Source organism: Sorangium sp. So ce119 (genome assembly GCF_051524405.1).
Taxonomy (GTDB): Bacteria; Myxococcota_A; Polyangia; order Polyangiales; family Polyangiaceae; genus Sorangium; species Sorangium cellulosum_G.
Map to the genome: position 1 here is coordinate 2,036,773 of NZ_CP150310.1, position 17,834 is coordinate 2,054,606.

The window sequence follows — 17,834 nt, forward strand, 5'->3', positions numbered from 1 at the left end:
ATCATGGAGCGTTCGGGCACGGGCTGGATCGGGCACCCCGGCGAGGGCGGGGGCCGCGGCGGGCGCATCGCCGGGTGGCTCCGCGGCGCGCGTGGGCGCGATCTGCACGGGCGCGCCGGGATCGCGCGGGTGCGCGCGGAGGTCGCCGGCCTCTTCGGGGATCCTGCGCGGGCCGCGCGCATCGAGCGGGATCTCGCCGCGATCCCCGGCGTCGTGTCGTCGCGGGCGAGCGCGCGGACCGGGCGGGTGCTCGTGCGGCTCCGGGAGGACGCGGCGGAGGCGGCCGCCGCCGTGCTCGGCGCGCACGCCGTGCCGGGCGCCCCGCCGCCGCCCTCCGCGCGCCGCGCCGCGCGCGCCATGGCCGAGGGCGCGGGCGCGCTCGTCCGCGCGGCGCGCGGCGGCCCGGTCCGCGCGCTCGCCCGCGACGGCGCGGCGCGCGAGGACGATCCCCGCGCGCGGCGAGCGCCGGACAGGGTCCACGACGCCCACGCCGAGGACGCGCGCGAGGTCGCCCGCGCCCTCGGCGTCGACCCGCGCGCCGGGCTCGGCGCCGCCGAGGCGCAGCGCCGCCTCCGCGACCTCGGCCCGAACGAGCTCGCGGGCGTCGCGACCCGCTCGTCGCTCGACATCCTCGCGCAGCAGATTTTCACAGTGCCCACCGCGCTGCTCCTCGGCGCGGCGGGCCTGTCGCTCGCGCTCGGCGACGTGATCGACGCGGGCGCCGTCCTCCTCGTCGTCGGCGCGAACGCCGCGGTCGGCACGTACACCGAATCCCGGGCCGAGGAGCTCCTGCACGCGTGGGGCGACCTCCAGGTCGGGTGGGCGCGCGTCGTGCGCGACGGCCGCGAGCAGCGGCTCGCCGCCTCGGACGTCGTGCCGGGCGACGTGCTCGCGCTGCGCGCCGGCGAGCCGGTCGCGGCGGACGCGCGCGTCGTCGCGGCGCGCGACCTCGCCGCCGACGAGAGCACGCTGACCGGCGAGAGCGAGCCCGCCGAGAAGAGCGTCGCGCGGGTCGACGCGGCCGCGCCGCTCGCCGATCGCCGCAGCATGGTCTACGCGGGCACCACGGTCGCCTCGGGCGAGGGGGCTGCGGTCGTCGTCGCGACGGGCCGGCGGACGGCGCTCGGCGACATCCAGCGCGCGCTCTCCCGCGAGGGCGAGCGCACCCCGCCGATCGAGCAGGAGCTCGCCTGGATCGGCCGGCGCCTCGCGGCCTTCGCGCTCGCGAGCTCGTCGGCGGTGGTGGTGGTCGGCCTCGCGCGGCGGCGGCCGATCCGCGCGCTCGCGCGCAGCGCCGTCGCGCTCGGCGTCGCGGCCATCCCCGAGGGGCTCCCCGCCGTGGGCACCACCGCGCTCGCGCTCGCGAGCCGCCGCCTGCTCGGCCGCGGCATCGTGATCCGCCGCCTCGCCGCGGCCGAGACGCTGGGCGCGGTGACCGTCGTCTGCGCCGACAAGACCGGCACGCTCACCGAGAACCGGATGCGGGTCGCCGAGATCTTCCTCCCCGGCGAGGGCGTCCTGCGCGTCGAGCGCGGCGGCCGCGCCCGCGCCGACGCCGCCGGCGCCGCGCCCGGGCGCGAGATCGCGCTGCTCGCCGAGGACGGGCGCGAGGTCGACGTCGGCGCCGCGCCGGTGCACGCGATCGCGCGCATCGCCGCGCTCAACGCCGACGTCGAGCTGAGCGAGGTGGGCAAGGTCGTCCAGGGCAGCGGCACCGAGCGCGCCCTCGTCGAGTTCGCGCTCGCGGCCGGCTACCCCGTGTCCGCGCGGCGCCTCGCGGCGCGGCGCGTGAGCGAGGAGCGCCGCTCGGCGGAGCGCGCGTTCATGGTGACGGTCCACGATCACCCCGAGCTCGGGCACATCGAGCTGGTGAAGGGCGCGCCCGAGCAGGTGGTCGCGCGCTGCGACGCGCTCGGCGCGGCGCGGGGCGAGGTGCTCCGGCGCAACGAGGCGATGGCCTCGCGCGGCCTGCGCGTGCTCGCCCTCGCGTGGCGGCAGAACGGCCGCCCCGACAACGACGCCCCGCTCGCGCTCGCGGGCCTCGTCGGCCTCCGCGACCCGCCGCGCCCCGGCGCGCGGGAGGCGCTCGCGGCGCTCTCCGGCGCGGGCATCCGCGCGCTGATGCTCACGGGCGACCAGGAGCGGACCGCGCGCGCGATCGGCGCCGAGCTCGGCATCCCGGAGGACGCCGTGCACAGCCGGGTCACGCCCGAGGCCAAGCTCGAGATCGTGCGGGCGCTCCAGCGGCGCGGCGAGATCGTCGCGATGACCGGCGACGGCGTGAACGACGGGCCCGCGCTCAAGGCGGCCGACGTCGGCGTGGCCATGGGCAAGCGCGGCACCGACATCGCGCGGGCCGTGGCCGACGTGGTCCTCGCCGAGGACGACCTGCCGAGCCTCACCGAGGCGGTCGGCGAGGGCCGGCGGCTGCACGACAACGTCCGCCGCGCGATCGCGTACTTCGTCGCGACGAACGCGAGCGAGGTCCTCGCGATGCTGGCGGGCGCCCTGACCGGCGCCTCGCCGCTCACGCCGCTGCAGCTCCTCTGGATCAACCTGCTCACCGACGTGGCGCCCGCGCTCGCGCTCGCGCTGGAGCCGGCCGAGCCGGGCGTCATGCGGCGCCCCCCGCGCGACCCCCGGGCGCGGCTGTTCGGCCCGCGCGACGTCCGCGCGCTGGGCGCGGACGCGGCCCTGATGTCCGGCGCCTCGCTCGCGGCGTACGCGCTCGGCGGCCGCGCCGCCGCGGGCACGCGGGCGTTCACCGCGCTCGTGACCGCGCAGCTCCTCCACATCCTCGCCTGCCGCGCCGGCGCCGCGGATGGCGCGGATGGCGCTGTCGCCGCGGATGGCGCGGTCGCCGCGGATGGCGCGCCGGGGCCCGCCCCCCACCGGGGCAACCCGCACGTCGCCCGCGCGCTCGCCGCGACCGCCGCGCTCCAGGCGCTCGCGCTCGGCTCCCGCTCCCTCGGCGGCCTGCTCGGGGCGACGCGCCTCCGCGCCGGGGAGCTCGCGCTCGCCGTGGCCGCGGGCGCGCTCCCCTCGCTGCTGCGCGGCCGGCTCGGGCTCTTCCCGGGCGCCGGCCGGGACATCGTGATCGTCGTCGACGCCGCGCGCATGGGGCGCGCGGAGCAGGGCGCGCGCGGCGTGTGCGCGGCGCGCGAGGGAGGCACCGCATGATGAGGTTCCATCCGCCGTCATTCGCCCTGGGGGTCGGCAGCGCCGTCCTCCTGATGGGCAAGAAGCAGCACCTCCGGCCGGTGATCGTCGAGATCGCGGCGCTCGGGGTCCACCTCGGCAAGCTCGGCCTCGCCCTGGTCGAGCGCCAGCGGGAGCACGCCGAGGATCTCTGGGCCGAGGTCGCCGAGCGCGCGCGGCGCCGGGCCGCGGGCGGGGCGCGCCGCGAGCGCGCCTCGCGCAAGAGCAACGGCGCCTCGGCGCTCCACGGCGAGCCGTCGTCATGAGGGCGCCGGTGCTCGTCGCCCACGCCCTGGAGCGGCGCGTCCGGCTGCGCGCGCCCGCGCTGGCCGGCCACCGCGGCGCGTGCGCGCGCGTCGCGGCGCAGCTCGCGGGCGATCCCGGCTGCGAGGTCGTGACGGCCCGCCCGGCCACGGGCTCGGTGATCGTCGAGCGCTTCGAGGGCGGGCTCGATCCGGAGCGGCTCCGCGGCCGGCTCGCCGAGCTGGTGAGCGAGGCGCGGGACGACGACGGCCGCCTGCTCGCCCCGCCCCGGCCCGACGCCCACCCCGGCCCGACGCGCGTCGCCCGCGCGCTCGCGCACGCGTTCGCCGGCATCAACGCGGACGTGCGCGAGGCGCTGGACTACCGCGCGGATCTCGGCACGCTCTTGCCCGTCGTGTTCGCGACGGCCGGGCTCGCCGAGGTCGGCGTGACGCGCCGGCTGCCTGCGCCGGCGTGGTTCAACCTGCTCTGGTGGTCGCTCCGGTGGTTCATGACGTTCAACCCGGGGGCCGTGTCGGAGGAGCTGCGCCACGCTGCCGGCGGCGCGCCGGGCGGCGAGGACGGGGAGGACGGCGAGCGCGGCGAGGCGTGCCCGCCCGGCGGCGATCTGTAGCGCCCCCCGCGGCGCGCGGCGGCGAGCGCGGGCCGTGGTCGGCGCCCCGGCGGCGCGGTCGGTGCCTCGGCGGCGCGGTCGGCGCCCCGGCGGCGGGGGCTAGCCCGCGGCCGGACGGAGCGCGCCAACCAGGTTGATGCCGCCCGTCACGATGAGCAGGGCGCCGGCGAGCCCCTGAGTCCAGCGCGGGTCGAGGCGCGAGTTGACCACCTCGGCCAGCGCGACCGTGGTGAGCGTGATCAGCACCAGGGCGGGTCGCTGAGCTCGGCAGGAACAACGTCCAGAAGGTGGCCAGAAGGCCTCTCGGATCGATTGGCCTGAAAAAGCATGCTCCGCGGCGGAACGCTCCTCGGAGTCAGGCCAATCCGGAGCCCAGCCCTCGGCTCGGCGAGGGCGACTCAGCGCGTTCGGGGAGGGGGACTACGGGGTCCGCCTGACGACACACGGGGAGAAAAGGACGGAGACAGAGCATTCCGCCGGAGAGGACATGATTCTCGGCGCCCATCTGCCTCTGGACATCCCCTCGTGGCCGGGGCGTGCCGGCGCGTTTTCATGTTCGTGTCGCGCCCGTTGACCTCGACATACGCCCTGATCCCTCGCGATGGCTCTGGATAGAGATTGAACCTCGTGGCCGGCGCGCGTACCTTGTGTTCCGGATTGTGAGCCCCGGAAGCAGAGGGGAACCCGTTGATGGCGCGATTGCAATTTTCTGCGTGGCTCGGGCTGACCGTTGTGTTGGTCGCCGTATCGCCCGGCTGCAGCTGCGGTTCGGAGGGCGCGCGGGTGCCGGTGGGCGTCGGGGGATCCGGCGGCGCTGGCGGCGACGGGGCGGGTGGCTCCCCTGGGGTGGCTGCGCAGGGCGGGGGCGGTGAGGGTGGGGTGTCCGAGGTCGCGGACCGGGGTCGTGCCGCGAGCGATGTGGTCAGCGCGGGCCAGGTCGTGAGGAGTCCCAGCTATCGCATGGTCTTCACGCTCGGCCAGCCGACTCAGAATCAGGGAAAGACGACCTCACCGAGCTACCGCATGCAGGGCGGTCTGGTGGGGGCGAACGGGAGCTTGCCATGAACTGGATGGGACCGCGTCTCCTCGCGGTTGGTGTTCTTCTCGCCGCGTCGCTCGGCCTCGTGCGCGGCGCGGCCGCCGCGGTGCCAGCGCAGATCACGCATCAGGGGCGGCTCTTCGGGGCCAACGGCGATCCGGTCGACAACGCGCTTCCGGTGACGTTCACCGTCTACGCCTCCGCGGACGCCGAGGAGGGCGAGGAGCCTCTCTGGAGCGAGTCGATCGCGATCACGTTCGACGACGGCTACTTCTCCACGGTGCTCGAGTTCAGCGAGGAGCAGGCCACGAAGGTCTTCGACGGGTCGGTTCGCTACCTCGGCATCACGGTCGGGAACGATCCCGAGATGGAGCCTCGCACGCCGATCGGGAGCGTTCCTTATGCGATGGTCGCGAACAACGCCATCGGCGAGATCACGCCGAAGCGGGTGAAGATCGGCGACAAGGTCGTCATCGACGAGAACGGCAACTGGGTGGGCAGCCCGAGCGGCATCGCCGGGCCGGAGGGGCGTCAGGGGCCGCCGGGGGCCGATGGGCCGCCCGGCTCGCCCGGCGAGCGGGGTCCCGAGGGACCGCAGGGGGTTCCGGGGCCCGAGGGGCCCCAGGGGCTACCGGGGCTGCCTGGCGTGGCGGGCCCGCCCGGCGAGCGGGGCCCTGAGGGGCCCGAGGGACCCGAGGGGCCGCCGGGGGCCACCGGGCCCGAGGGACCGCCTGGGCCTCCGGGGCCGGTCGGTCCGTCGGGCGTCCTGGCGACCATCGCGCTGGCGGGCAACGTCGCTCCCAGCTTCACGGCCAACAGCGCCGTCTACAACTGGGTCGGTCCTCCGGCGTTGGTGACCGTCCGCGAGGGGAGCCAGCGCGTGACCGGCTCGGCTTCCGCTCCGCTCGGGCTGCAAGCGGGCATCCCCGCCCAGATCTCCATGGTGGGCCTCTGCTATCAGCAGGTCGGGGGGGCGACTGCCGAGCTCATCAATTTCTTCGGGGCCGGCTTCGCACACCACCCGTTCTCGCCGGCGCGCGCCACCTACTCCGTGTCTGCCACGACGGTGCTGGGCGAGGGGACGTGGAACATTGGCATGTGCCTTCGTAACGACGGCGCCAACCCGATCGTGGGCTCCGGCTCGATCGTGAACGGCTGGTTCATCGTCACGAGGGACGACTGAGGGCGCCGGCCGCGGCAGCGGGCTGAGGGCGTCCGGCCGCGGCAGCGGGCTGACGGCGCCCGGCCGCGGCAGCGGGCTGAGGGCGTCCGGCCGCGGCAGCGGGCTGAGGGCGCCGGCCGCGGCAGCGGGCTGACGGCGCCCGGCCGCGGCAGCGGGCTGATGGCGCCCGGCCGCACGCTGGGCGCGTCCGCCGCCACGGCGCCGCGGAGCGACACCGGGCGCTGGCTTCGTTGTTCGTGGAGGCGCCCGCGCGCCCTTGTCGAGGGCGCGCGGGCTCGTGCGTCAGCGCAGCGCCACCGGGCTCCGCGCGATGTACTCGTCGTAGGCGAGGGTGCGCAGATCCTCGATGCGCTTCGCGCGCATCGCCCCGATGACGGCGCGCGCGAGCTGCAGGTCCGTGATCAGCGGGATGTTGGCGTCGACAGCGCGCCGGCGGATCAGGTAGCCGTCGGGCCGGCCGAGCTGGTCGTACTCGCGGGGGATGTTGATCACGAGATCGACCTTCCCCTGCTCGATCGCGCTCATCGCCGTCTCCCCCTCATCGGGCTGCTTCGCGAGGGTGGTGCACGCGAGCCCGAGCGCCCGCAGCGCCTCGGCCGTGCCGGGCGTCGCGAAGATGGGGAGCTTGAGGTGCTCGGCGATGACGCGCGCCTCGTCGGCGAACCAGTACTTGTCCTCGAGCGGGCCGAGCGACAGCAGCACGCCCTTCTTCGGGAACCGGAAGCCGGTCGCGAGCAGCGCGTGGAGCAGCGCCTCGTGCATGTCGTCCCCGAAGCAGCCGACCTCGCCGGTGCTCGCCATCTCCACGCCGAGCATCGGATCGGCCCCGACGAGGCGCGAGAACGAGAACATCGGCGCCTTCACGGCCACGTAATCGAGGTCGAGCCCGCGGTTCTCGACCGGCTGCGACACGCCCAGCATCCTGCGCATCGCCTCCCGGACGAAGTTGTTCCCCGTGACCTTGGACACGAACGGGAAGCTCCGGGACGCGCGCAGGTTGCACTCGATCACCTTCACCGTGTTGTGCTTGGCCAGGAACTGCATGTTGAACGGCCCGGTGATCGAGAGCGACCGCGCCACCTGCTGGGCGATCTGCTTGATCCTGCGGATCGTCGCGATGTAGAGCGACTGCGGGGGCAGGACGAGCGTCGCGTCGCCGCTGTGGACGCCGGCGTTCTCGACGTGCTCGCTGATCGCCCAGAGGATGATCTCCCCGCGGTCGGCGACCGCGTCGATCTCCACCTCGCGGGCGTGGGTCTCGAACTTCGAGACGACCACGGGGTAGACGGGGGAGACGGCCTTGGCCCGGGCGAGGATGCGATCGAGCTCGTTGGGCTCGTGCGCCACGCTCATGGCCGCGCCGCTCAGCACGTAGCTCGGCCGCACGAGCACGGGGAAGCCCCCGAGCCTGTTCACGATCTCGCCCGCCTCGGCCGCGTCGGTGACGTGGGCCCAGCGCGGCTGATCGATCTCGAGCCGGTCGAGGAGATCGCTGAACTTCTTCCGGTCCTCGGCGGCGTCGATGCTCCCCGCGCTCGTGCCGAGGATGCGGGCCCCCGCCTGGTGCAGCCGGAGCGCCAGGTTGTTCGGGACCTGGCCGCCCATGCTGACCACGATGCCGTAGGGCTGCTCCCGCTCGTAGATGTCGAGCACCGTCTCGAAGCTGATCTCGTCGAAGACCAGCTTGTCGCACGTGTCGTAGTCGGTGCTGACCGTCTCCGGGTTGTAGTTCAGCATCATGGTCTCGTAGCCGAGCTCCGAGGCCGCGCGGATCGCGTTGACGCAGCACCAGTCGAACTCGACGCTCGAGCCGATGCGGTAAGCGCCCGAGCCGAGCACCATGATCTTCTTGCGCCACGACGGCGCCACGTCCGTGGCCGACGCGTGGTAGCTCGAATAGAGGTAGTTCGTCTCGGCGGGGAACTCGGCCGCGAGCGTGTCGATCTGGGCGAGGTGCGGCACGACGCCGTGCCGCTTCCTGAGCTCGCGGATCGAGCCGCGCGCCGCGCCGGTCAGCGTGCCGATCATCCGGTCGCTGAAGCCGAGCTGCTTGGCCTCCCGGAGCGTCGCCTCGTCGATCGCGGGCTCCTGCACCGGCGCGGCCCTGTCGGCCTGCGCCGGGACGGCGACCTTGAGCGCCTTCAGGTCCCGCTGCATCCGCACGATCGGCTCGATCTGGTTCAGGAACCACCGGTCGATCTTGGTGAGATCGTGGATCGCGTCGACCGACATGCCCTCCTGCAGCGCGCGGGCGACGGCGAAGATCCGGTGCGGCGTCGCGTTCTTCAGCGCGTCGGGGAGGTCCTCGAAGGTGAACGCGTCGGGGTCGAGCCCCTTCACCCCGATGTCGAGCATCCGGAGCGCCTTCTGGATGACCTCGGGGAACGTCCTGCCGATGGCCATGACCTCGCCGACGCTCTTCATCTCGCTGCCGATCCGCGTCGACGCGCCGCGGAACTTGGCGAGGTCCCAGCGCGGCATCTTGCAGACGAGGTAGTCGAGCGCCGGCTCGAAGAACGCGGTCGTCCTGCGGGTGATCGCGTTGGCGATCTCCGGCATCGTGTAGCCGACGGCGATCTTCGCGGCGACGTACGCGAGCGGGTAGCCGGTCGCCTTGCTGGCCAGGGCGCTCGACCGCGACAGGCGCGCGTTCACCTCGATGACCCGGTAGTCGGTGCTGTGCGGGTTGAGCGCATACTGGATGTTGCACTCGCCGACGATGCCGAGATGGCGGATCGTCTTCAGCGCCACGGAGCGGAGGAGCTGGTACTCCTCGTCGTTCAGCGTCTGCGACGGGGCGACGACGATCGACTCCCCGGTATGGATCCCCATCGGGTCGAGGTTCTCCATGTTGCAGACGGTGATGCAGTTGTCGCGCCCGTCGCGGACGACCTCGTACTCGATCTCCTTCCAGCCGCGGAGGCACTCCTCGACGAGCACCTGGGGCACGCCGCCGGCGAAGCCGCGCCGCACGGCGTCGTCGAGGTCGCGCTCGCTCTCGACGATGCCGCTGCCCTTGCCGCCGAGCGCGTAGCCGCCGCGGAGCATCACCGGGAAGCCGATCTCGCGCGCCGCGGCCATGGCCTCGGCCGGCGAGCGGCAAGCGCGGCTCCTGGCCGTCTTCACGCCGATCTCGTCGAGGCGGTCGATGAAGAGGCGCCGGTCCTCGGTGTCGCGGATCGCCTTGATCGGCGTCCCGAGCACCCGCACGCCGTACTTGTCGAGGATCCCGGCGTCGTGGAGCTCGAGCCCGCAGTTGAGCGCCGTCTGGCCGCCGAAGGAGAGGGCGATCGCGTCGACCTCCTCCTTCACGATGATCCGCTCGACGAACTCCGGCGTGACCGCGCAGAGGTGGATGCGATCGGCGAGCCCCTCGCTCGTCTGGATGGTCGCGATGTTGGGGTTCACGAGGACGGTGGCGATCCCCTCTTCCTTGAGGGCCTTGATCGCCTGCGACCCCGAGTAGTCGAACTCGCCGGCCTGACCGATCTGGAGCGCGCCGGAGCCGAGCACGAGGACGCGCCGGGGTTTCTTGGGGAGATAGGCGCCGTACATGGCTCAGCTCCTTCCTGCGGTGGGGGTGGCGCGGGGCTCTGCGGTGGCGGTCCCTGCGGTCTTGAATCGCGAATCGGCCGACCCCTTCATCGCGCCGCAGAGGCGCAGGAAGTCGTCGAAGAGGTACCCGGCGTCCTCGGGCCCGGGCGTCGCCTCGGGGTGGAACTGGACGCTGAAGAAGGGGCGCAGCCGCGAGCGGATGCCCTCGTTGGTGCCGTCGTTGATGTTGATGAACCACGGCTCCCACTCGGCGGGGAGCGACTCGTGCTTCACCGCGTACCCGTGGTTCTGGCTCGTGACGTAACAGCGGCGGCTCAGGAGGTCCTGCACCGGCTGGTTCACGCCGCGGTGGCCGTACGGCAGCTTGTAGGTGTCGCCGCCGGCCGCGAGCGCCAGGATCTGGTTGCCGAGGCAGATGCCGAAGATCGGCTTGGTGTACGTGCCGAGCAGGCCGCGCACCGCGGCGACGAGCTGGCCGAGGTCCTTGGGGTCGCCCGGACCGTTGCCGATGAGGACGCCGTCGGCGGCCTCGGCGAGCTCGGCGATGGGCGCGTGGAAGGGCGCGCGGATGACGGTGACCCCGCGCTGGAGGAGCGAGCGGACGATGTTGTCCTTCGCGCCCGCGTCGATCAGCAGCACCTTCAGGGGGCCGCCCTCGTAGGTGATCGGCTCGCGGGGCGACACGAGGCGGAACACCTCCTCGCGCATGTCCACCGCCTCGGCCGAGCGCTTCACCCGCTCCAGGTCCATCTCGGCCGGGAACAGCCAGCCCTTCATGGTGCCGGCCTCGCGGAGCCGCCGCGTGAGCGTCCGCGTGTCGATCCCCGTGATCGCCGGGATCCCCTCGCTGGCGAGCCAGGCGCCGAGGGAGCGGACCGCAGCGTGGTGGCTGTAGCGCTCGACGTAGCTCTGCACGACGAGCCCTTGCACCTGGATCCGGTCGGCCTCGTAGGGCCCGTCGACGCTGCCTGCCTGCCGCGGCGCGGGCACGCCGTAGTTGCCCACGAGCGGGTACGTGATCGCGAGGATCTGGCCTCTGTACGAGGGGTCCGTGAGCGTCTCGACGTACCCCGTCATGCCGGTGTTGAAGACGACCTCGCCGCTCACCGCGCGCGGGGCGCCGAAGCACCGGCCCGTCATGGTCGTGCCGTCTTCGAGTACGAGCTTCATCCGATTCGCATCCATCCTCATTGACCGCCTCGGCCGCCGCGGCGCGGACCGTTACGCAGGGGGAGCCTCGGGCGCGTGCCGCGCCGTGGGCCCGTGGGTGAGCAGGTCCGCGCGCGCGCCGCGCGGCGGGCCGGCATCATGCTCGAGGCTGGGCGTTCAAGCACCCCTGGATGCCGGACCCGCTCGCTCCGGCATTCCGTCGAGGTGGGCATGGCGCCCGCCGTCCCGTTCTTCCACATGCCGGGGACGCCCATTTGCCGTCCCCTCGCTCCACGTCAACCAGGAATTATCGCCTGAGCTTTCCCGGCCGTTTCCGCAGTGATTTTCACGAGCTCCTCGGCCCGCGCGGCGCCGCCTAGGCGACCTGCGCGCGCTCGAGGTACGCCCGCTCGAGGACGAGCACGTCCATCTTCGTCCGGAGGAAGCAGTCGAGCGCTTCCTTTGGGGTACAAACGATCGGCTCGCTCGCGTTGAACGACGTGTTCAGGAGGACGGGCGTGCCGGTCAGCCGGCCGAACTCGTGGAGGAGCGCGTGGTAGCGCGGGTTCTCCTGGGCGGTGACCGTCTGGAGCCGGCCGGTGCCGTCGACGTGGGTCACGGCGGGGATCTCGTCGCGGCGCTCGGGCTTGATCCTGGAGACCTTGACCATGAACGGGTCGGGCGAGGTCTGCTCGAAGTAGTCGCCGACGCGCTCGAGGGGGAGCGCCGGCGCGAACGGGCGGAACATCTCGCGGCGCTTGATCCGCTCGTTCATGATGTCCTTGGTGTCCTGCCGCCGCGGGTCGCAGAGGATGCTGCGGTTGCCGAGCGCGCGCGGGCCGAACTCCATCCGCCCCTGGAACCAGCCGACCACCTTGCCGTCGCCGAGCGCCCTGGCGACGCGGGGGATCAGCTCCTCGTCGGGGAGCGTCTCGAACGCGACCTGCTCCTGCCGGAGCAGCTCCTCGATCGCCTCCTGCGAGAAGGCAGGGCCGAAGTAGCTGTGCGTCTGCTGGAAGCGGCGGGGGTTGTCGAGCGTGTGGTGGTAGACGTACAGCGCCGCGCCGAACGAGGTGCCGGCGTCGCCGGCCGCGGGCTGGATGAAGACGTCGTCGAACAGCCCCTTCGGCCGGATCTTCCCGGCGGCCACGCAGTTGTAGGCGCAGCCGCCCGCGAGCGCGAGCCGCGGCGAGCCGGTGAGGTGCTTCGCCGTCGCGAGCAGCTCGAAGTAGACCTCCTCGAACACCGCCTGCGTCGACGCGGCGATCGCCTTGAAGCGGTCCTCCATCCGGCTCTTCGGGCTGCGGGCGGGGCCGAGCAGGTCGATCAGGCGCTCGGAGTGGATGGCGCCGTAGCGGGGCTCGCCCTCCCACGTCATCGCGATGCCCTTCGTGTGGTGCTGGAAGTACTCGAGCCCGAGCTCGAAGGCCCCTTCCTTCACGCGCACCACCTGCCGGAGCTTGTCGAGCAGCTCGGGCTGGCCGTGGGCCGACAGCCCCATGACCTTGTACTCGTCGCCGAACTTGGGGAACCCGAGGTACTGCGTCAGCGCCGAATAGAACAGCCCGAGCGAGTGCGGGAAGCCGACGTGCCGGAGGATCTCCAGCTTGTTGCCGCGGCCGCGCGCCCACATCGTGCTGACGAAGTCGCCGAAGGCGTCGATCGACACGACCGCCGCGTCGTCGAAGCCCGAGGGGAAGAACGCCGACGCGAGGTGCGCGCGGTGGTGCTCGACGCTGTGCGACGCGGCGCGGATGCGCTTCGGATCGATGCCGAGCGCGGCGCCGAGGTGCACCTTCGGATCGCTCGCGCTGAAGGACCCCTTGAGGATCCCGGCGGGGGAGCGCCGCGTCAGCGCGTAGAGGAGCTTGTCGCCGAGGTGCGCCCTCGTGTCGCGGCCGATCGCGATGTGGTCGATGTCCTCGACGCGCGCGCCGGCGGCGCTGAGGCAGTACTCGACCGCGAGCCGCGGGAACCCCGCGCAGTGCTTGATCCTGCTGAACCGCTCCTCCTCCGCCGCCGCGACGAGCTGCCCGTCGACGAGGAGCGCGGCCGACGCATCACCGTGGTAGGCGTTGATCCCGAGGATGAGCATGCGAAGGCCATCTTCTGGTGCCCGCGCGCGAAGATCAAGGCGAGCCCTCCCGCGGGCGCCGCGCGGTCATCAGCCATCCCGCATGACGCGCTGAACAAGATCAAAGCTGAGTTCGTGAGATAAAAACGCGCGCTCCCCTGCAAGGCAACGGGGCCCTGCGAACGCGCGTGCGCGTGTGAACGCGCGTGCGCGCGGTCAGATCTCGGCGAGGCGGATGGCCTGAAGGCGGTCGCCGTCGTCGATGCGATCCTGGTCGGCCGGTACGATGATCAGCGCGTCGGCCTCGGCGAAGCTCGTGACCGCGCCGGACGCCTGGTTCGCGGAGATGCGCGCGACGAGCTCGCCGCCGGAGATCTCGAGGCGGGCGCGGAGGAACTCGGCGCGCCCTGTCTGGCGCCGCAGCGCGCCGGCCGCGCGGACGACCACGCGCGGCGGCAGCGGCGCCGCGTCGTCCTGGAGGGCGCGGAGCAGCGGCACGCCGAAGAGGACGAACGTGAGCGAGGCGGAGGCCGGGTTGCCCGGCAAGCCGAGCACGTGCACCGCGCCGCCCCGCGAGAGCTCGGCGCGGCCCACCGCGAGCGGCTTGCCCGGCTTGATCGCGACGCGCCAGAAGTCGAGCGTCACGCCCGCGGCCTCGAGGGCAGGCCGGACCACATCGTGGTCGCCGACGCTCACGCCCCCGACGGTCACCACGAGATCCGACCCGCGCAGCGCCGTCGACACCGCCTCCGCGGCGCGCTCCGCGTCGTCCGGGACGAAGGGCGCGATGCGGACCGCCGCGCCCGCCGCGCGCGCCGTCGCGGCCACGAAGTAGCTGTTCGACTCCGCGACCGTGCCGGCGGGCCCGGGCGAGCCGGGGGCGCGCAGCTCGTCACCGGAGCAGAGCACCGTGACCACGGGCCGGCGCGCGACGAGCACGCTCGGGCGATCGAGCGCGGCCGCGAGCGCGACCTTCCCCGGCGTGAGGCGCGCGCCGCGGCGCAGCGCGACGGCGCCCTGCGCGAGGTCCGCGCCCCTGCGCCGCACCCAGGCGCCCGCGCGCGGCGCTTCCCTCACGGTGATCTCGTCGCCGCTCCGCGCCACGTCCTCCTGCGGCACGATCGCGTCCGAGCCGGGCGGCAACCGCGCGCCGGTGAAGATCCGGCACGCCGTGCCCGGGTCGAGCGCCGGCAGCGGCCGCCCGGCCGCGCTCTCGCCGCGCACGGGGAGCGTGAACGGCCCGCTGCCCGCGAGATCGGCCGACGCCACGGCGTAGCCGTCCATCGCGCTGTAATCGAACGCGGGCATCGCGTCGGCGGCGGCGATGTCCTCGGCGAGCACGCGCCCAACCGCGTCGTCGAGCGACACCCGCTCGGGGCCGACCGGGACCGCGGCCGCGAGCAGCCGAGCGAGCGCCTCTTCGAAGGGGATCATCCGCGTTGCTCCCTTTCCTGCGCGTGCCGGTGGTGTCCGCCCTTGCCGGACGCGAGCGCGACCGCGTGCGCGAGGACGGGGCCGATGAGCTGTGTCACCGCGAGCTCCACCGCCTTCGGGCTGCCCGGCAGCGCGATCACGACGAGCCCGCGCACGACGCCCGCGGCCGCGCGCGACAGGATGGCGTTCGGCCCGATGGCGTCCCAGCTCAGGCGCCGGAACGCCTCGCCGAAGCCGTCGAGCGTCTTGTCGAAGAGCGGCGCCAGCGCCTCGAAGGTCCTGTCGCGCGGCGCGATCCCCGTGCCGCCGGTGGTGACGATCGCGTCGGCCGATCCTGCGCTCGCGATCTGCTCGATCGCCGCGCGCAGGAGCTCGGGCTCCTCGCGCAGGACGGCGTGGGACGTCACGGCGAAGCCGGCGCTCGTCAGGAGCGCGCCGAGGAGCTTGCCACCCTCGTCGTCCTCTATGGTGCGGGTATCACTGAGCGTCAGCGTCGCGACGCGCACGGTGGAGCGGCTCATGCGGCGAGATCTACGCCGCTCGCCGGCCGTTGGCGAACACTTGATGACGCCGGCCCGACCGCCGGGCCTGGCCTGCCCGCGCGCCGCGTCCGCGCGGGCGCGCGCGGCCTTGCGCTCGCCAGCGCAGGCCGCGTTCACGCGTCAGCGGCGCGCCGCGAACCGGGGATCGGCGCGGCTGCCCTCGACGGTGGATGGCTTTCGCGGCGCCGCTGCGCTAGGGGAGCGGCGTGTCCGGCCCCCTGATCCCTTACATCCAGCTCCCCGAGATCCCGCTCTCGTTCCTGGAGCACATCCCGATCGTGGGCCAGTACATCGATCCGGCCAAGCCGCCCTCGATCAAGCCGTTCGGCACGCTGGTGGCGCTCGGCGTTTACATCGGCGCCGTGGTCGCGACGCGGCACGCGCGCGAGCGGCGGCTGGACGAGAAGAAGATGAGCGAGTTCATCTTCTGGGTCGTGGCGGCCGGCTTCATCGGCGGTCACGTCTTCGATGCGATCTTCTATCACCCGCATCGGGTCGCGCGCGATCCGCTCTACCTCTTCGCGCTCTGGGACGGCCTGTCGAGCTTCGGCGGCTTCACCGGCGCCCTGATCGGCGCTGCCTCGTGGCGCTTCTATCGACGCGAGAAGATCCTGCCGTACTGCGAGGTCGTGAACAGCGCCTTCCCGCTCGCGTGGGTGTTCGGGCGCGCCGGCTGCGCGTCGGTCCACGATCACCCGGGCCGCCTCTCCGACGCGTGGTTCGCGGTCCGATATCCCCTCGGGAACGGATACGTCGGCCGGTTCGATCTCGGCCTCTACGAGTGCTTGCTCACGATCCCGCTCGCGATCGCGTTCGCGGTGCTCTGGCGCAGGAACCCCCATCGCCCGCTCGGGTTCTACACCGGCGTGATGTGCACCGCGTACGCTCCGGTGCGGTTCGGCCTCGACTTCCTGCGCGAGCGCGAGGGCACGCTGCTCGGCGGCGATCCGCGCTACGGCGGCCTCACCCCGGCGCAGTGGGCCTGCTTCGGGCTGCTCGCGGTGGGCCTGTATTTCCTGCGGATGGCGGCGCGCGGCGAGGCGTCGAGCGCCGGGGCAGGGCCGCTCAGCGGCGGTCCGCGCGTCGCGGATGACGACGCGGACGACGCGGACGACGCGGACGACGGGGCCGAGGAGCCGCGTGCGCCCCGCGCCCGGGCTGGACGGTAGCCCGCCCTGCCGGGTTTTCCGGGGTCGGGGCGCCGTCGTCCCGCCGTCGTGTCGGGTAGTTCGACATCAGGTAATGACCTGATGCGCCGGTCACCGCTGGACCACTCCGTCCTTGGCTCCCGAGCGAGGTTTTCGCGCTGTTTGCCCGTGGTTCCGCGCCGCCCGCCTGCGACGGAGGCGACGGGGCGGTATACGCTGAGACCCCCTGATACCCCCGCCCGCGGACCCGCACCTCGGGGCGCGGGGGTCGGGAGCGCTCCGTCAGGGCCTGCATTTGGCTCGCTCGCCCGCGGCGGGTCCCTTGACGCGCCTGGGGCACTAGATATCGTGGGGTGGAGTTTGCACCAGAGGGTCGGCCCGCCGACCTTCGCTCGATTGAGCTCGGTTGCTCCTTCCGCCGAAGGAGGGGTCGATCGAGGCGCGCTCGCGAGAGGCTCCGCATCATCGACATCGATCACGGAGCGAGTGGACCAAAAAAGAGGGAACGCAGGGGCCAACCCCAGGTTTTTCTACAATGGCTGAAGATTCGCGTAAGTTGTTCGTGGCGGGCTTGCCCGACTCCATCACCGAAGACGTTTTGCGGCAGCTCTTCGAGGCCACCGGCGGCAACGTCGTCGAGGTCAGTCTTCCGAAAGATCGCGCGACAGGTCGTCCGCGCGGGTTCGGCTTCGTCACGCTCTCGACGACCGGCGAAGCCAACGCCGCGCGCGAGTCGCTCGACGGCTCATTTCAGGGCGGGAAGTCGATCTCGGTCCGGCCCTTCCAGGCCGAGCCGCCGCGGCGCGAGGGGCGCCCCATGGGCCCTGGCGGGGGTCCGGGCGGCGGTCCAGGCGGCCCCGGCGGTGGTATGGGCGGTGGGCCAGCCGCGGCGCCGGATCGCACCCTCTACGTCGGCAACCTCCCCTACGACGCGAGCGTCGAGGAGGTCGAGGGGCTCATCGGAGCGACGGGCGCCGGTCCGGTGGTGCGGGTCCACCTCCCCATGGATCCTGATGGTCGCAAGCGCGGGTTCGGCTTCGTGACGATGGCCAGCGCCGAGGCGGCGCGCGCCGCGATCGACGCGCTGCGCGGCGCCGACGTGCGCGGTCGGCGGCTGGTCGTCAACCTCGCTCACCCGAAGGGCGAGCGACCGGCGGAGCGCCCGGGCGGCTTCGCCGGTGGCGGCGGCGGCTTCGGCGGTGGTGGCGGCGGCTTCGCCGGTGGCGGCGGCGGCTTCGGCGGTGGTGGCGGCGGCTTCGCCGGCGGCGGCGGCGGCTTCGGTGGTGGTGGGGCTGGCGGCGGCGCGCCTCCGCCCCCTGCGCGCAAGACCTTCGACGATCGCCGGCGGCGCGGCGCTCACGACGGCGACGGCCCTCCCGGCGGTGGTGGTGGTGCCGGAGGCGCCGGCCGTCGCAGCAACAACAAGAAATGGGACACCGGCCGCACCGGTGACGACTGGGATGACGAATGAGCTCTCCCGGTTGACAACTGCACCGTTTCCCGTAGGGTAGGCGCCCTCCGGACGGGCGGTCGGGCGTCGCTGACCCCGCTCACGTCCTCTGGAGCCCCTTCGGTTGCGGTGTCAGCGCTTCCCGTGCTGCCCGCGCCCAGGTTCAACCAGGGCCGTCTGTGGAA

12 protein-coding genes are annotated in these 17,834 nt (G+C 73.5%); 6 read left to right on the forward strand and 6 right to left on the reverse strand.

Translation table 11 applies throughout. From position 1 onward, the window contains the following. Nucleotides 1-3 precede the first annotated feature (3 nt). The 3 genes from WME76_RS08005 to WME76_RS08015 are packed head-to-tail and all read left to right on the forward strand — an operon-like array spanning nt 4 to nt 4,075. Nucleotides 4-3,180, forward strand: a complete 3,177-nt coding sequence (locus WME76_RS08005; RefSeq protein ID WP_437959591.1) for a cation-translocating P-type ATPase — start codon at nt 4-6, stop codon at nt 3,178-3,180. Beyond that, nucleotides 3,177-3,464 (forward strand): hypothetical protein, encoded by a 288-nt coding sequence (locus tag WME76_RS08010; protein WP_437959592.1) that lies wholly within the window; start codon nt 3,177-3,179, stop codon nt 3,462-3,464. Before WME76_RS08005 ends, WME76_RS08010 begins: the two co-directional genes overlap by 4 nt. Beyond that, complete coding sequence (locus WME76_RS08015; protein WP_437959593.1) at nt 3,461-4,075, forward strand: HMA2 domain-containing protein; 615 nt, start codon at nt 3,461-3,463, stop codon at nt 4,073-4,075. Before WME76_RS08010 ends, WME76_RS08015 begins: the two co-directional genes overlap by 4 nt. Before the next feature lie 99 nt (nt 4,076-4,174). On the opposite strand, the gene WME76_RS08020 is transcribed toward WME76_RS08015, so the two are convergent. After that, a complete protein-coding gene (locus WME76_RS08020; RefSeq protein WP_437959594.1) occupies nt 4,175-4,321 on the reverse strand; it encodes a hypothetical protein in 147 nt (48 codons plus the stop codon). An 824-nt stretch (nt 4,322-5,145) separates the two neighbouring features. Here WME76_RS08020 and WME76_RS08025 point away from each other — a divergent pair. After that, nucleotides 5,146-6,297, forward strand: coding sequence for a collagen-like protein (locus WME76_RS08025; RefSeq protein WP_437959595.1), 1,152 nt, complete (start codon nt 5,146-5,148; stop codon nt 6,295-6,297). A 282-nt stretch (nt 6,298-6,579) separates the two neighbouring features. Here the strand turns inward: WME76_RS08025 and carB are convergent, their stop codons facing one another. From carB to WME76_RS08050, 5 genes are all read right to left on the reverse strand, one after another. Then, a complete protein-coding gene (gene carB / locus WME76_RS08030; protein WP_437959596.1) occupies nt 6,580-9,852 on the reverse strand; it encodes a carbamoyl-phosphate synthase (glutamine-hydrolyzing) large subunit in 3,273 nt (1,090 codons plus the stop codon). Nucleotides 9,853-9,855: 3 nt separating this feature from the next. Beyond that, nucleotides 9,856-11,022 carry a glutamine-hydrolyzing carbamoyl-phosphate synthase small subunit gene (gene carA, locus WME76_RS08035; protein ID WP_437959597.1) on the reverse strand — a complete coding sequence of 389 codons (1,167 nt, stop codon included), beginning with the start codon at nt 11,020-11,022 and terminating at the stop codon, nt 9,856-9,858. Between the two features lie 355 nt (nt 11,023-11,377). Beyond that, a complete protein-coding gene (locus tag WME76_RS08040) occupies nt 11,378-13,096 on the reverse strand; it encodes a carbamoyltransferase family protein (protein WP_437959598.1) in 1,719 nt (572 codons plus the stop codon). A gap of 195 nt (nt 13,097-13,291) precedes the next feature. Then, complete coding sequence (locus WME76_RS08045) at nt 13,292-14,509, reverse strand: molybdopterin molybdotransferase MoeA (RefSeq protein ID WP_437959599.1); 1,218 nt, start codon at nt 14,507-14,509, stop codon at nt 13,292-13,294. After that, on the reverse strand, nt 14,506-15,030 hold the full coding sequence (locus tag WME76_RS08050; protein ID WP_437959600.1) for a MogA/MoaB family molybdenum cofactor biosynthesis protein: 525 nt from the start codon (nt 15,028-15,030) through the stop codon (nt 14,506-14,508). Before WME76_RS08050 ends, WME76_RS08045 begins: the two co-directional genes overlap by 4 nt. A 227-nt stretch (nt 15,031-15,257) precedes the next feature. Here WME76_RS08050 and WME76_RS08055 point away from each other — a divergent pair, with 227 nt between their 5' ends. Both WME76_RS08055 and WME76_RS08060 read left to right on the forward strand, forming a co-directional pair. Beyond that, nucleotides 15,258-16,220, forward strand: coding sequence for a prolipoprotein diacylglyceryl transferase (locus WME76_RS08055; protein WP_433935562.1), 963 nt, complete (start codon nt 15,258-15,260; stop codon nt 16,218-16,220). Nucleotides 16,221-16,734: 514 nt separating this feature from the next. Continuing rightward, the gene (locus WME76_RS08060; RefSeq protein WP_437959601.1) at nt 16,735-17,670 is read left to right on the forward strand and encodes an RNA recognition motif domain-containing protein; all 936 of its coding nucleotides are present in this window, start codon (nt 16,735-16,737) and stop codon (nt 17,668-17,670) included. Nucleotides 17,671-17,834: the final 164 nt, after the last annotated feature.

Coding starts and splice junctions, on each gene's coding strand:
- WME76_RS08005 (WP_437959591.1), top strand. CDS start 4: ATGGAGCGTTCGGGCACGGGCTGGATCGGGCACCCCGGCGAGGGCGGG.
- WME76_RS08010 (WP_437959592.1), top strand. CDS start 3,177: ATGATGAGGTTCCATCCGCCGTCATTCGCCCTGGGGGTCGGCAGCGCC.
- WME76_RS08015 (WP_437959593.1), top strand. CDS start 3,461: ATGAGGGCGCCGGTGCTCGTCGCCCACGCCCTGGAGCGGCGCGTCCGG.
- WME76_RS08025 (WP_437959595.1), top strand. CDS start 5,146: ATGGGACCGCGTCTCCTCGCGGTTGGTGTTCTTCTCGCCGCGTCGCTC.
- carB (WP_437959596.1), bottom strand. CDS start 9,852: ATGTACGGCGCCTATCTCCCCAAGAAACCCCGGCGCGTCCTCGTGCTC.
- carA (WP_437959597.1), bottom strand. CDS start 11,022: ATGAAGCTCGTACTCGAAGACGGCACGACCATGACGGGCCGGTGCTTC.
- WME76_RS08040 (WP_437959598.1), bottom strand. CDS start 13,096: ATGCTCATCCTCGGGATCAACGCCTACCACGGTGATGCGTCGGCCGCG.
- WME76_RS08045 (WP_437959599.1), bottom strand. CDS start 14,509: ATGATCCCCTTCGAAGAGGCGCTCGCTCGGCTGCTCGCGGCCGCGGTC.
- WME76_RS08050 (WP_437959600.1), bottom strand. CDS start 15,030: ATGAGCCGCTCCACCGTGCGCGTCGCGACGCTGACGCTCAGTGATACC.
- WME76_RS08060 (WP_437959601.1), top strand. CDS start 16,735: ATGGCTGAAGATTCGCGTAAGTTGTTCGTGGCGGGCTTGCCCGACTCC.